Annotated in this window: 14 protein-coding genes and 1 pseudogene; 5 read left to right on the forward strand and 10 right to left on the reverse strand. The window is 46.2% G+C overall.

The genetic code is table 11. The annotated features are described in order from the left end of the window. Positions 1–48: 48 nt before the first annotated feature. Positions 49–1,356 carry an SseB family protein gene (locus tag HNP82_RS03015; protein ID WP_183771372.1) on the forward strand — a complete coding sequence of 436 codons (1,308 nt, stop codon included), beginning with the start codon at positions 49–51 and terminating at the stop codon, positions 1,354–1,356. 713 nt (positions 1,357–2,069) lie between these two features. On the opposite strand, the gene HNP82_RS03020 is transcribed toward HNP82_RS03015, so the two are convergent. The 4 genes from HNP82_RS03020 to HNP82_RS03035 all read right to left on the reverse strand — a co-directional run bounded on the left by HNP82_RS03020 (position 2,070) and on the right by HNP82_RS03035 (position 5,391). Then, complete coding sequence (locus tag HNP82_RS03020; protein WP_243164623.1) at positions 2,070–2,348, reverse strand: flavodoxin family protein; 279 nt, start codon at positions 2,346–2,348, stop codon at positions 2,070–2,072. Positions 2,349–2,366: 18 nt separating this feature from the next. Then, positions 2,367–2,912 carry a flavodoxin family protein gene (locus tag HNP82_RS03025; protein ID WP_087249567.1) on the reverse strand — a complete coding sequence of 182 codons (546 nt, stop codon included), beginning with the start codon at positions 2,910–2,912 and terminating at the stop codon, positions 2,367–2,369. Between the two features lie 55 nt (positions 2,913–2,967). Next, the gene (locus HNP82_RS03030; protein WP_087249569.1) at positions 2,968–3,354 is read right to left on the reverse strand and encodes a nuclear transport factor 2 family protein; all 387 of its coding nucleotides are present in this window, start codon (positions 3,352–3,354) and stop codon (positions 2,968–2,970) included. Positions 3,355–3,417: 63 nt separating this feature from the next. Then, the gene (locus HNP82_RS03035) at positions 3,418–5,391 is read right to left on the reverse strand and encodes an oxidoreductase (RefSeq protein ID WP_183771374.1); all 1,974 of its coding nucleotides are present in this window, start codon (positions 5,389–5,391) and stop codon (positions 3,418–3,420) included. A 145-nt stretch (positions 5,392–5,536) separates the two neighbouring features. On the opposite strand from HNP82_RS03035, the gene HNP82_RS03040 reads away from it, so the two are divergent. Further along, positions 5,537–5,872: a winged helix-turn-helix transcriptional regulator gene (locus HNP82_RS03040; protein ID WP_183771376.1), complete on the forward strand. Its 336-nt coding sequence runs from the start codon at positions 5,537–5,539 to the stop codon at positions 5,870–5,872. Positions 5,873–5,928: 56 nt separating this feature from the next. On the opposite strand, the pseudogene HNP82_RS03045 reads toward HNP82_RS03040, so the two are convergent. The 6 genes and pseudogenes from HNP82_RS03045 to HNP82_RS03070 form a co-directional block, all read right to left on the reverse strand. Then, positions 5,929–7,734, reverse strand: a pseudogene (locus HNP82_RS03045) (TnpV protein); the annotation flags it as partial. A 76-nt stretch (positions 7,735–7,810) separates the two neighbouring features. Continuing rightward, positions 7,811–8,986 (reverse strand): aspartate aminotransferase family protein, encoded by a 1,176-nt coding sequence (locus HNP82_RS03050; protein ID WP_183771381.1) that lies wholly within the window; start codon positions 8,984–8,986, stop codon positions 7,811–7,813. 1 nt (position 8,987) lies between these two features. Continuing rightward, complete coding sequence (locus HNP82_RS03055; RefSeq protein WP_087415762.1) at positions 8,988–9,257, reverse strand: TIGR04076 family protein; 270 nt, start codon at positions 9,255–9,257, stop codon at positions 8,988–8,990. Beyond that, positions 9,244–10,083 carry a pyridoxamine kinase gene (locus tag HNP82_RS03060; RefSeq protein WP_183771383.1) on the reverse strand — a complete coding sequence of 280 codons (840 nt, stop codon included), beginning with the start codon at positions 10,081–10,083 and terminating at the stop codon, positions 9,244–9,246. Before HNP82_RS03060 ends, HNP82_RS03055 begins: the two co-directional genes overlap by 14 nt. A 12-nt stretch (positions 10,084–10,095) precedes the next feature. Beyond that, positions 10,096–10,599, reverse strand: a complete 504-nt coding sequence (locus tag HNP82_RS03065; protein ID WP_087415752.1) for an HD domain-containing protein — start codon at positions 10,597–10,599, stop codon at positions 10,096–10,098. 9 nt (positions 10,600–10,608) lie between these two features. Then, a complete protein-coding gene (locus HNP82_RS03070; RefSeq protein WP_183771385.1) occupies positions 10,609–11,112 on the reverse strand; it encodes an HD domain-containing protein in 504 nt (167 codons plus the stop codon). Between the two features lie 132 nt (positions 11,113–11,244). Here HNP82_RS03070 and HNP82_RS03075 point away from each other — a divergent pair, with 132 nt between their 5' ends. From HNP82_RS03075 to asrB, 3 genes are all read left to right on the forward strand, one after another. Next, on the forward strand, positions 11,245–11,904 hold the full coding sequence (locus HNP82_RS03075) for a Crp/Fnr family transcriptional regulator (protein WP_183771387.1): 660 nt from the start codon (positions 11,245–11,247) through the stop codon (positions 11,902–11,904). 219 nt (positions 11,905–12,123) lie between these two features. Continuing rightward, positions 12,124–13,140 carry an anaerobic sulfite reductase subunit AsrA gene (gene asrA / locus HNP82_RS03080; protein WP_087415749.1) on the forward strand — a complete coding sequence of 339 codons (1,017 nt, stop codon included), beginning with the start codon at positions 12,124–12,126 and terminating at the stop codon, positions 13,138–13,140. Next, positions 13,137–13,931, forward strand: coding sequence for an anaerobic sulfite reductase subunit AsrB (gene asrB, locus HNP82_RS03085; RefSeq protein WP_330599397.1), 795 nt, complete (start codon positions 13,137–13,139; stop codon positions 13,929–13,931). The genes asrA and asrB overlap by 4 nt, the downstream gene beginning before the upstream one ends. The last annotated feature ends 1 nt before the right edge of the window (position 13,932 follow it).

Below are 13,932 nucleotides of genomic sequence, written 5' to 3' on the forward strand. Positions count from 1 at the left end.
TACAACATCTCCACACATTTAGACAAAACGTTCAGAAAGGGAATCTTTATGGAAAAAGACAGACAGAAGGAATTACAGGAAACACTTTTAGGCGTGGGAGCTGATAAAAAGCCATTCCCACCTCAGCACTATACTCAGCTTTCCATGCAGGATCTTATTCTTCTGCGCAATATGGCGGCGATCTATACCCAGAATACGACGAATAATCCAAAACAGAAATTGTTTTTTGCCCAGAGGACCGGTTTTTTTGAAAACCATATTATGATCCGGCTTTGGGGACTTGAGGAGTGTTATCTCCTCGTCCGGGAGAACTCTCAGGTCATGATGACACAGCGCAATGAGACGACAAAGGATGTGCAGATTTTTCTCTTCAGCACTAAAGAGCTGGCGCAAAAAGAAGTGGAAAGACTTTCCACAGATAAAGAGAAGGTGGAGATCAAAGTGATCCCCCACGGTCAGTTCCCTTCATTTTTCTTAAATCTGTTTCCAAGAGGCGTCACGGCCATTGTCCTTGATCATGGGCAGAATGCTGTCGGGCTTCCAGTATGGGCCATCTGCCGGCGCCTGAAAGACGAATTTGTCTCGGATGCCAGCCGTTCGGCGGTTCATCTGTGGATTCAAAAAGAAATGTACATGCTTTATTCGACACTGACAAACCTTCCCTATGTGGAGTGCGACAGCGAGACTTTTGATGATCTGGTCTACGTTTACCCGTCAAAAGACGAGGCTGATGCTGCCATAAAGGACTTTGAGATAAAAAAAATCCCGGTCCGGGCAGAACTTATCCACAACAGAGATTTTCGCCAGCATTTTCTTAACCTTTATCTCCAGGGCGTCAACGCTGTGAAAACCCCTTCTGAGGGGATCATCCAGTTAAATCATTTGGTCCAGAAACCGGATTATTCCAATCTGGAGGAAAGTAAAAAGCCGGTGCTAAATCCGGAACTTTTATTGACAGCCGTTTATGTATGTCAGGAAGAGAGACGTCCGGAAGGTGATAAAGACACAGATGAGTTAAAACAGATGAAGGAGGAGCTGTTTACTCATTTAAGAGAGGGTATTCTGGCTATGCCTGTCTTTGTCACAGAGGAAAGTGAGAAAGGGCAGGTGAGATTTCCTCTGATCACCCTGACTAACGGTGAAAATTATTGCCCTGTGTTTACGGATATACAGACCGCTGCCGCCTTTGAAATGCGTGAGACTGCCAGATTAAAAGAAAAAGGGGAAGAAAAGCCCCAATATAAGTACCTGAAGCTGCCTTTTGATAAAATTCTTCAGACGCTTCCTGAGCAGATCCACGGAGTGATCATTAACCCTAACACGATTAATCTTACAATGAAGAAAATGAAAAAATAGTTATATTTTCTGTAACAGTTCAGCGCGCAATGTCATTTAGTTAACACCTTGTGTCCAGAATGGTTAGAGTACCTATTAGGGGTCTAACCATTTTTTTGTAGGGTATTGACAAAATACCCAAAATGTGCGGCCGCTCTCGCTGTTGATTATATTTAAGAGGCAGCGAGAGCGGCCCCTTGAATTTGCAATATATCGCTTTTTCAAGGAGGCACATCTCTATAATTCATCAAAAAATTAAAGATCTGTTTGAATCGTCTGTAGAACATATTTCCATTCCTATAAACCACAGTATATTGAACAGGAGATCTGGGCAAAACTCATTGCCTATAATATAACGGAAACCATGGTCAACTGTACGGTACTGGAAACCCATGACACAAAACATGAATATAAAGTCAATTTTACAATAGCCGCACATATATGCAGGGTCTTCCTCCGTCTGACCACGGAGAAAGACCAGTATGATGTGATGTCACTATTGCAAAGGGAATTGATCCCCATCCGGAGAGATCGTCAATATCCAAGACTTCAAACTGCTCATTTCCGGAGACCACGATATTTCCTATATCGGGCTGCATAAACATCATTATCATTATACCTCTTGAAAAGGCAGATATGCAATCTGTCTTTTTGTCGTACAAAAAATTCGTACCACAAACCGTAAAATGTCTCCGATTCCCCTGAATTATGGTCACAAGGATGTGATCACTGCTTTATTCCAAAGAAGATAGACTTCTTTTATCGTAAACTAAATGACATTGCTTCACCGCCGGATAAATCTTGTTCATGTCATCCTTCTGGACGCATGGACATTCCCGGCTGCTGTGACCGCCAAAACAGCCCTTACATCCGTGAATATCCATGCCGTCAAGGAAGAACTCTGTCACGGTGTTTCCGACGCTTTCCGCTCCTTCCGTAAACGCTTTGACAAGGGTGGATGTGTTCCCGTTCCGGCGGGGACTTCCGTTCAGAATGACAATTTTCTTACTCATCGCAGTCTCCCTCCTGAATTACATTTTATCCGCAAGGGCAGCCGCCTGCTGGCAACCGTTTGTTTTCGCAATGTCGCCCGCATTCAATACGCCGGGAACCAATACCTCACCCAGCATGTGCCATTTCATCAGTGCTGCGGAACGCTCCACGGGAATCCGCACACCGTCCAGAACGGACATATCATCTTCCTCGCAGCAGGCTATCAGCGCACATCCTTTTCCGGCAATTTCCTTGCCCGCCACGCAGAACGAATACAGCTTATCAATAATAGCCTTAATCTGAGCCGGGATGGAATACCAGTACACTGGCATAGTAAACACAACAACATCTGCTTCCAAAATGGCCGGAGCGATGGTGTTGAAATCATCGTCAAAGGAACAGGCTTTCCCGGTTTTGTAGCAGGTTTCGCAGGCATGACAGCCGCTCACATTCATAGCGGCAGCATCGAACCGGGTAACACTGTGGCCTTTTGCCTCGGCGGCCTGGATGAAAGCGTCCGTCATGGCAAAGCTGTTCCCGTTTTTACGTGGGCTGCCGGTAATCACGACGATTTTCTTGCTCATATCAATTCCTCCTATGAACCGGCGGCCAGCCGGGCTGACTGGCCGCCGGGTATCCTTACTTTTTCTGAATCGTGTTGGAGTTCTGGTTATAGGCTTTTGCTACGCACTTCCATTCGCCGTTCATCTTCAGCAGAAGCAACACATCGGTAAAGTCGATACGGTTGCCCCAGCCTTCCTCCAGAACGCGCACCACAGCCAGAGATTCCTCTACCAGCAGCACATCCACACGGGCCTTGAAATTGTCGCCGCCGGGTACGGTGTCTACGTTGTGGTAAAACTGCTCAATAGAGCCATGCTCCAGCTCGCCGTCCAGATAGCCGAACAGAACCGCCTCATCAGTGAACAGCTCCTTCGCATACTTGCTGTTGCCCTCGGCCACGCTCTTGACAAACTTCATTGCCGCTTCTTCTACGGCCTGGTATTCTTTGATTTCAGATCTCATGGTGATTTCCTCCTTAAAAATTGCATGATGATTTTATATAAAGCGTTTTGCCTTATACCTTGATTAAATGTTGTTGCCGACCTCATAGCCGTCCCATACGGCGTGGAGAATCGTGCTGACCTGCTGACCATCGCCAATCTCATAGACAACAGCGCCGCAGCCTGCAAGCTCCTGCGCCATAGACGGTGCGGGACGGAAGCCTACGGCGATGACAATGGAATCTGCGTCCAGTTCTTTCTTCTGTCCGGCACATTCCAGAACCGCCTTTCCGTTTTCAACGGCAGCAAGCTTATGTCCTTCCATGACATTCACATGGTGGTATTCAAACAGATCAGGAATCATCTGTCCGTTGGGAATGGGGGACGGAATTCCTGCGGAAAGAATCTTTGGCAGAGCCTCGACAACCGTGACCTTCTTGCCTTCCTGGGCGTAATCCAGAGCCATCTCGCAGCCTACCAGACCTCCGCCAATCACGATTACCTTTTCTCCAACCTTTTCCGGGTGAGCAAATGCGTCCATACAGCCGATCACCTTTGCGTCGTCGATACCCGGAACCTTCGGCATAATCGGGACAGAGCCAGTCGCCAGCACAATCACATCAGCGCCCATGCCTTTCAGCTCCTTGGCGGTCACTGTTTCCCCTGTATGGACTTCTACCGGCAGCAGACTCAATTCATCCTGATACCAGGCGTTCAATTCCCGTACCTCTTTTTTGAAGCTGTGAGAACCACCGGGAATCAGATTGCCACCCAGCTTATCATTTTTTTCATACAGAGAAACCTTATGTCCCCGCATGGCGGCAACTCGCGCCGTTTCCATACCGGCTACGCCACCACCTACAACGACTACCTTCTTCGGTTGTATTGCGGGACGCATAGCAAAGCGGATTTCACGCATAGCGGTTGGATTCACTGCACAGGTAGGCTGTTTTCCCTGCTGAAGTCGGGTAATACAGCCCTGATTGCAAGCGATACAAGGACGGATACGTTCCGTGTGTCCAGTCAGTACCTTGTTCGGATATTCCGGGTCAGCCAATGCTGCCCGCCCCATTACCACAGCGTCGATTTTTCCATCCCGAATCGCTGCTTCGGCAATGTCCGGGTCGTTCATCCTGCCACCTGCAAGAATAGGAATGCTCACGGCTTCTTTTGCCTTTGCTGCCATTTCCACAAGATAGCCTTTCGGCATATACATGGGCGGGCAGGCATAGTAGAAGGAATCGTAAGTGCCGGTGTCCACACTCAGGCAGTCATATCCGTAAGATTCCAGCAGCTTCGCAATCTGGATGCCTTCCTCCAGTGTCCTTCCGGCTTCGTCCTCGCCGGTAAGCGTTGCTTTTTCAAAGTCTTTTACAAAGGTTTTCAGACCCAGCCGCATACTCACAGGATAATTGCTGCCGCACTCCTGCTTGATTCCTTCTAAGATTTCTTTTGCGGCGCGCAGACGGTTCTCCAAACTGCCGCCATATTCATCAGTACGGTGGTTCATCATGGACAAAGCAAACTGATCCAGAAGATAGCCCCAGTGAATGGAGTGGACTTCCACACCGGCGAAACCGGAATCCTTTGCAATTTTCGCTGCCTTAATAACCGACTCAATCTTTGACTTGATCTGGTCATGGGTCAGCTCCGGCGAAACTTCTCCCGGATGGCGAAATACATGAACAGAGGACGGGGCGGGAAGGTTCGGATAATTACGCCCCAAGCCCATCGTAATCTGTGCGAAAATTTTTGTTCCATAGGCGTTTGCCCGTTCATTCAGTTCCGTTGCAGTCATTTTGAAAGCGTCCGGATTTTGAAGAATTGCAGGCCCAATACCTGTATAAGGGTCAACCGTACAGTCCGCTGCCAACGCCCCGGTGAAAATCAGACCAAAGCCACCCTTCGCACGTTCCACCAGATACTGTATGGTTTCGTCCTTCAGTCCACCTCCGGGAAGGTGATGTTGCCCTCCGCCGATGGGAGCCATGCAAAACCTGTTTTTGATTGTCAAGCTGCCGATTTGCAGCGGCTTGCCTAAGTATTCATAACTCTGCATGGGATTTTTCCTCCTTTTCTTACGGGATTGACTTTTCCCGGTGCTTATATTAAAATTGTAGCGAGAATTAAAAGAAAAACAAGTACGCACATTGAAGTGCGATACTTACAACAAAGTTAAATACTTACCTTAAGGAGAGCGTAAAATGAGCGAGAGATGTATTTCCAATGAGTGCCTTAGCTCCACCGGATTCAGCTACACATTGTCGCTGATTAACGGAAAATATAAAATGACTATCCTTTATACCCTGATGGAGTTCGGTGTTGTCCGATTTAATGAAATGAAAAAGTACATCGGTGAAATTTCTTACAAGACGCTTAGTTCCACCTTGAAAGAGTTGGAGGCCGACCAGCTTGTTCATCGGGAAGAATACCCGCAAATTCCGCCAAAAGTAGAATACAGTTTGACGGAGAGAGGAAAGTCACTCATTCCCATTCTGGACGGAATGTGTGACTGGGGAGATAAGAACAGGTTGCCGTAAAAATGAAAAGGCGGATTGAGGTCACTTCTTGATTTCAATCCGCCTTTTCGATAGTCCTATTGATAGATTATTTCCTCAAATATAGTTTCCTCCACCTGCGTTTTCAGCGTGTTCATCAGCCCCACCCAGCGCATAGGGTCACGGGCTTTCAGTTCTTCGGTGACGCCCGCCGCCTCCACCTGGGCCTTGCGCTTGGCGTTATAGCGTTCTTCCCATTCCTTCTGCTTGCCGTTAGCCTTGCGGCGCAAGTAGTTCTGGTGAAGCCTGTCCTTGCGTTCCTCCTTCTTCCGCAGTTCTTCCTGTTCCTCCGGGGTCAGGGGAACCGGCTGCAAGGCAGGAGGGATATAGCGGCCCACAAAGTTGAAGTAGATTTCAACCTCCTGCGTGGTGTCCTGGCTGCCTTTGCGGGCGCGTTCATGGACAAGGATTTTTTCTACAAACTCGTTGAGCATGGTGTTTGTCAGTGTGTCGAAGTTCTCGTACTTATCAATCAGGGCAATAAACTTCTCCGCAGATTTCCGGCCCTGCTCATAGCCGGTAACGGCCTTTTCCAGTTCCGCGATTTCTGCATTGAGGGCGTCCTGCTCTTTGGCGTACTGTGCGTCCAGGGCCTCATACCGGGCGTCCGGCAGCTTACCCAGGGCATTGTCCTCATAGATTTTGCAAATCAGCTTTTCCAGTTCCCCGGCCCGCTTTTGGGCGGCGGCCAGCCGTTTCCGCTTCTTGGATATATCGGCGGTCTGCTGGGCGGCCTGCGTTTCCTGGACGGTGCGAATAAACTCGGCCCGGTCATTCCTGGAATACTCCGCGATGGCTCGGAGCATATCGGTTATCAGGGTCAGAACAGCTTCGGCCTTGATACGGTGCTGTGTAGGGCAAAGGGAGCCGATAGGGTACTTCCCATACTGGCCGCAAGTGTACTGTGGGACGCGCTTGCCGTTGTAGGTACGGTGAACATACATCTTGCCGCCGCAGTCGGCGCAGTACATCAGGCCGGTCAAGGGATGGGCCTCCCCAAAGCCGTCCGGGTAGCGTCTGGCGTTTCCCCGGATACGCTGCACATTGTCAAAGGTTTCCTGGTCGATGATGGCCTCATGGGTATTCTCGAAAATCGTCCATTCGCTTTCGTCAACATAGTGGCTTTTCTTGTCCTTAAAGTGCTTGCGGGTCTTAAAATTGACCGTATGACCTAAATACTCACGCTTTTTTAGGATTTCAACAACGGTAGAGGCACTCCAACGGTAAATATCCGCAAAGGTCTTATTTTTGTTCACTCCCTCGCCATAGCGGGCAAGGTGAACGGCGGGCATTTCGATTTTTTCTTCTGACAGCTTGGTTGCAATCTGATAGGGGCCGTAGCCCTCCATCGCCAGCGCGAAAATATGTCGCACTACTTCGGCGGCTTCTTCGTCAACAAGCCAGTGTTCCCGTTTTTCGTCCCACAGGTAGCCATAAATGACGGTGCCGGTCAGGTGTTTGCCACTCATGCCTTTGGACTTAAACACGGAGCGGATTTTCCGGCTGGTGTCGCGGGCGTAAAACTCGTTCATAATGTTGCGGAACGGGGTAAAATCATCATCGCCTTTCAGACTGTCCACACCATCATTGATGGCGATCAGCCGGACGCCGCGCTGCCGCAAAATCTCCATAACCTGGCCGACTTTTAGATAGTCACGCCCCAGGCGGCTCATGTCTTTGATAACAATGGCCTCCACCCGTCCGGCCTCGACTTCCTCCATCATCGCCAGAAATCCGGGGCGGTCAAAACGGGTTCCCGATACGCCATCATCGGTGAAATGGGTGGGGTTCGGCAGCCCATTCCGGCGTGCGAAGTCCTCTAACATCTTTTTTTGGAAAGAGATTTTTCAAGGGTGTTTTCTCAACTAAAACACCCTTGTTTTTTATAAATAACTATGATGTATAAAACATTGCACTAAATTATAATATGGTCTTAAGTGCATTTACCAACACATCAATATGCTCTTTCTGCAAAATCAACGGAGGCAACAGACGAATTACATGTGAACCCGAGGGAATTACGATAATCCCCGCTTCTTGCAAAGCATTTATGAAGTGTGCAGCAGGCACAGACAGTTCAATGCCTTTCATAAGGCCCAATCCACGTACCTCTTTGATTACAACTTTTTGGGCAGCCAATTCAGATAACGCCTTATCCAGATAGAGCGTCATCGCCCTGACGTTTGCTAATATGTCATACTGTTGGTAAAGCTGGAATACAGCAGTAACGGCTGCTGCTGCCAGAGGATTGGAACCGTAAGTTGTACCATGATCTCCTGCACGCAATACACCGGTCGCTGCCCCTCTGGTTCCAATTGCACCTACCGGAACTCCACATCCCAAAGCCTTTGCCGAAACAACAATATCGGGAACAATATCATACAATTGATACGCAAACATATTTCCGCTTCTACCCATGCCACATTGAATTTCATCCGAAACCATCAAAATTTCGTTCTCATCACAGAGCTTTCGAACTCCTTTGATGAAGTAATCAGTGGCAGGATAAATTCCGCCCTCTCCTTGTACTGTTTCCATAAAAATTGCACAGGTATTGTCAGTTATCAAACGTTTGACGCTTTCCAGATCATTGAAGTCAGCAAATTTAATATGGGCAAGCATAGGAGCAAAAGGTTCCTGGTAGGCTGCTTTTCCCGTTACCGATAATGCTCCCATAGATCTACCATGAAAGGATTTCTTCATGGCAATAATCTCTCCATTATGATTATTATGCTTCAAAAAATGATATTTCTTAGCAATTTTAATTGCACCTTCAATGGCTTCCGTTCCAGAGTTAGTGAAAAACACCTGCTCCATATCTGATGCCTGATTAAACAGCTTTGCAGCTTCAATTGCCGGAACATTATAAAAAAGATTAGATGTGTGCAGCAGCTTTTCCATCTGTTCTTGCAGTGCGCGTGTGTAATTCGGATCGTGATATCCCAGGGCACACACACCGATTCCAGACCCGAAATCCAGATACCGGTTTCCCTCTGTATCATAAAGGTACATACCTTCTCCATGATCCAAGACAATAGGATAACGGTTATATACAGGAACAAACTGCTGATTTGCTTGTTCAATATAAGGATTCATTTCAGTCCTTTTCCTCCACCACTTCAATTTTAAACACATTGATCACATCCACATCTGGACAACAGAATACAATGGAGCCATCCGGTTGGCTGGGAAGTTTTCCTCCGTACCGCAGAATGTCAATGTAAGGGAAAGCCACATGCATGGCCATTGGACAGAGATTGCCTCTTTCGGTATCAAAGTCAAAGGTGTCTCCAATTTGATGACCACGATGACACCCCATATGACCTTTTTGATCAATTAAACTGATTTTAATTTTAGGCTTTTTCATCATTGATTTCCTCCAAAAATTGTTCAATGGGAATTCCCTTGTATTTATCAGTATCATGCACATTGGCATAAATAATTTTTTCGAGTTGTCTCATTGCGATTTCTACGCTCTCTAAAAGCAGTCCTGATTTTAAATAATGCCCTACTACAATTGCCATAAAAATATCCCCTGTGCCTGGAAAACGCACCGGTATTTCATCATAAGGGAGCAAGACACACGAATTTTTCGGAGAGTTTTTTACAACAGTAAACATTCTTCCGTTAATGTTTGCGCTTGTAATCACAACCGATTTAGCACCAAGCATATGTAGTCGATTTGCGATTACTTCAATTTCCGCCTCAGAATAGGTGTGTTTAACTGTGTATCCGGATAAAAAACACGCCTCCGTAATATTGGGGACAATCACATCTGCAATAGAACACAACCGTTTCATATAAGTGACTGCTTGATCTGTCACACCATTGTATCGTTTTCCGTCATCCCCCATAATAGGGTCAACAAAAATCGAAGTACCTGATTTTTGTTGTTCTTTGCAATATTCATATATGAGACATGATTGTTTTTCTGACACAATAAATCCAGTACAGATTGCGTCGAAAGAAAACATGAGTTTCTTCCATACCAGAAGCGTATTTTCCATATATTCTGTTGTGTCCAAAATATCAAACTGCCCATAATCCAGAGTGTTGGAAACGAGTGCAGTCGGCAAATTGAAAGTTTCAAATTTCAAGTGAGATAAAACAGGAATCATGACAGATAAGGCGACCTTTCCATACCCCGCCATATCATTGACTAGTAAAGTTCGAGTTTGCTTTTTATCTTCCATAGCCATACTCCCTCAGTAACTCAAATAACAAAGTCTGCACAGCATTTTTCCTGACTCTGTTTGAAAAATCTTCTGTAATGTGGTTTCTATTGTGTTCTTTCCCAGATTATCTTCATAAAAATTCACTAAAAAATCCGCTTCCACAAGAATTTGATAGTCAATCCCGTCTATATTTGTGTAAGTGTGATGATGGCCAACCAAATAGCAGATGCGTTCAATATCTGTTTCTTCAAACTTAAGCTTTTTTAACATTTTTCGAGCATATGCAGGACCTTCCTGCTCTTGCAATTTTCCATTACACCTTCCGTATTTTTCTTCTGACGGACGGATTCCGATATCGTGTACCAGTGCTGCACATTCGGCTAAAAACTGGGTGTGTTCATCCAGCTGTTCCATATGGCCAATCATCTGTGCAAAGCGATGCACCTTTATCAAATGGTGAATACGCTGGGGATCGTTTTGATTGAAAGCAATCATTTCTTGCGTTAAAAGATCGATTATTTTTTCCAGATTCATAAAGTCCTCCTATTTCACTTCCTCTTTTAAACAAAGTGCCAACAACTCTTTCCCTCCATCAGTTTGGAAAAGCCCTTTGATATATTCTGCTTTTTTTCGATCTGGGCGAGTTTCGTAACAGTTTACAATGAGATCTGCTTCTATCAGAAGCTGTAAAAGTTTGTTTTTGATATCATCGTAATCATGATGGCAGATAACTAAGTCGATAATTCTTGGAATATACGAGGGAATGTAATTTGCTTCTTTTAAAAAACGAGTGACAAGAAGCGGAACCGCCTGCTTCTGATTATCTTGACTGGCATCCCCGTTATAATGTTCTTTACAATACTTGATTGCAATATCATGTAAAATCGCGGCTGCTTGTAGTATCTGCTGTTCTTCGACGGGAAGCTTCTCTTGCTCTCCCAATAATTTAGCCAATGCGTAAACCTTAAGGATGTGCTGTGTACGCCTGCTATGCCCTTCCTCATAGCACATTGCGTTATACAAGAGATGAGTTTCATCGTTTATCACGTTGACAATCATCCTTTCATGAAAAGATTGTAATATCTCTTTATAGAATATAACATTACAAACGAGTCTTGCGTTGCGCTTGCAACATATAATTCAAAATGCTATACTTTAAATTAGGAAAGGAGGGACAGCATGAGGCTTGATATTGAACAACTAACCTTACTTCCAATTTTCAAAGGCATTCGTGAGGAAGATCTTCCGGCAATGTTGACCTGCCTGGGAAGTTTTCAGAAAAAATATCAGAAAGATGAAGTTATTTTTTTGGAAAGCAATGAAGTCAGAAATGTTGGTATTATATTGTCTGGAACTGTGCATATGGTCAAGGTGGACTCCGAAGGCTATCAAACACTTCTTGTTGTAATGAAAAAGAATGAACTATTTGGGGAATCATTTTCCTGCGGAAGTCATTTAGATGCACAGGTCAGCTTTTTGGCCGCTGCACCCTGTGAAATTTTGTTTTTGCCCTTTCACAAAGTCATCCATTCCTGTAAGATGAGCTGTACCTTCCATCATCGGCTGATTGAGAACATGGTCCAATTGATTGGAGATAAAAATGTCCAGTTGATGCACAAAATTGAAGTGATTTCCCAAAAGACACTTCGAGAAAAAATATTAGCATACTTACGACAACAGGCTATGGAGCAGAGCAGCAAACAATTTACAATTCCTTTGGGACGGCTCGAATTGGCTGAATACCTGTGTGCGGATCGTAGTGCAGTGACCAGAGAATTGTCCTATATGCAGCGAGATGGTCTAATTATTTATGATAAGAACACATTTCAGCTGTTATAATTAAAAAGCACAGATCTTTATGCTATAAATAGGAAAAACCTGTTTGAGAAAATATTGGGGGTTACTCATGTTTTAAAATTCCATAAGGTCCCAATTAGCTCATTGGCACAATCCAATTAAAAAAGAATCCATGTTGCGCACGCAACATGGATTCTTTTTTGTTTATGTTACACTTCGTATAGTTATTATGAATTCATATGAGCATAAGGAGGAAAATATATGGGCTTTCATGTTACCAATATGCAGCTGAGTGCATTATTTCAGACATGGCAAACCAATTATGACATCTATGCTCCCCGTAATTTTTCCGGCGGTGGGCGCTTTTCAGACACAGACTGTATCCGATACGGAAAAATCGACTGTGTGGATGAGATCGTATTCGATAAGAAGTCGGAGTATTCCTTCAAGGAGATTCTGACCCCCATTTCCCAGACACTGTTTTTCTTTACGGAAGGCGAAACCAAAGAAGCAGATGCGCCCAAGAAAGGGGCGGTTATTTTCCTGCGCAGCTGTGATCTCCATGCGCTCAAGCGGCTGGACGATATGTACCTGCACAACGGCCCTGCTGATTACTACTACCAGCGCCTGCGGGAGAACATCAAAATCGTGCTGATGGGTTGTGCTCACTCCTTTGGAAACTGCTTCTGTGTCAGTATGGGCACCAATGTAAGCACCAACTACAACATGAGCATTGATTGCCAACCAGACGGCACCTACCTGGTGGACTGCAAGGATGAGGCATGGGCACAGCAGCTGGAGGCTGCGGAGACGCCTCGGTTGGAGGTTATTCCGAGCCATGTGGAAGAAAACAATGTCACTGTGCAGATTCCGGAACATCTGACCGCAGAGGTAGCCAAAAGCACCATGTGGAACGAGTATGACAGCCGCTGCATCAACTGTGGACGCTGTAATTTTGTTTGTCCCACCTGCACCTGCTTCACCATGCAGGATCTCTTTTACAGCGAGAATGGCAAGGTAGGAGAACGCCGCCGTGTCTGGGCCTCCTGCATGGTGGACGGCTTTACCGATGTGGCTGGCGGCGGCAGCTACCGAAAGAAGAACGGCGAGCGGATGCGGTTCAAAGTGCTGCACAAGGTGCTGGACTACAAGCAGCGCAATGGCTATCACATGTGTGTAGGCTGCGGCCGGTGTGATGACATCTGCCCGGAGTACATTTCGTTCTCGGGCTGCATCAATAAATTGGACAATGCTATGGCGGAGGTGACCGAGCAATGATGAAAAATGATTATATCCCGTTTCCTTCTAAGATTTTGGAGGTCATCCGGCACACGGAGATTGAGTATACCTTCCGTATGGAATTTCAGGGGGAAGTCAAGCCGGGACAATTTTTTGAGGTATCCATCCCCAAGTACGGAGAGGCACCCATCTCGGTCAGCGGCATTGGGGAAAACTTCGTAGATCTAACCATCCGCCGTGTGGGCAAGGTTACCAATGAAGTGTTTGAGCGCTATGTGGGTGATACGCTTCTGCTGCGCGGCCCTTATGGAAATGGGTTTGATGTATCCGATTATATGGGCAAGGACATTATTGTCATGGCTGGTGGCACCGGTCTGTCTCCGGTTTGTGGCGTAGTCAGTTACTTTTCCGAGCATCCTGAGCAAAGAGGTCATATGACCTTGATTGCAGGTTTCAAAACGCCCCATGATATTCTCTTCCGTGATGATCTGAATCGCTGGGGAAAGAACATGGATGTCATCCTTACCGTTGACTGTGCAGAAGAAGATGCGGCCTGCCATGTAGGTCTGGTCACCCAGTACATCCCGCAGATTAAGCTGGGCGATGTGCAGAATACCGTGGCCGTTGTGGTCGGTCCTCCTGCCATGATGCGCTTTTCTGTGCAGGGACTACTGGGCATTGGCCTGCCGGAGGAAAACATCTGGATCTCTCAGGAGCGGAAGATGTGCTGTGGCTTGGGTAAATGCGGCCACTGTAAGATTGGCGATACATATGTCTGCCTGGACGGGCCGGTGTTCAATTATACCAAAGGAAAATTCCTGGTGGATTGAG

The organism is Catenibacillus scindens (genome assembly GCF_014202115.1).
In the GTDB taxonomy this organism is placed as follows: domain Bacteria; phylum Bacillota; class Clostridia; order Lachnospirales; family Lachnospiraceae; genus Catenibacillus; species Catenibacillus scindens.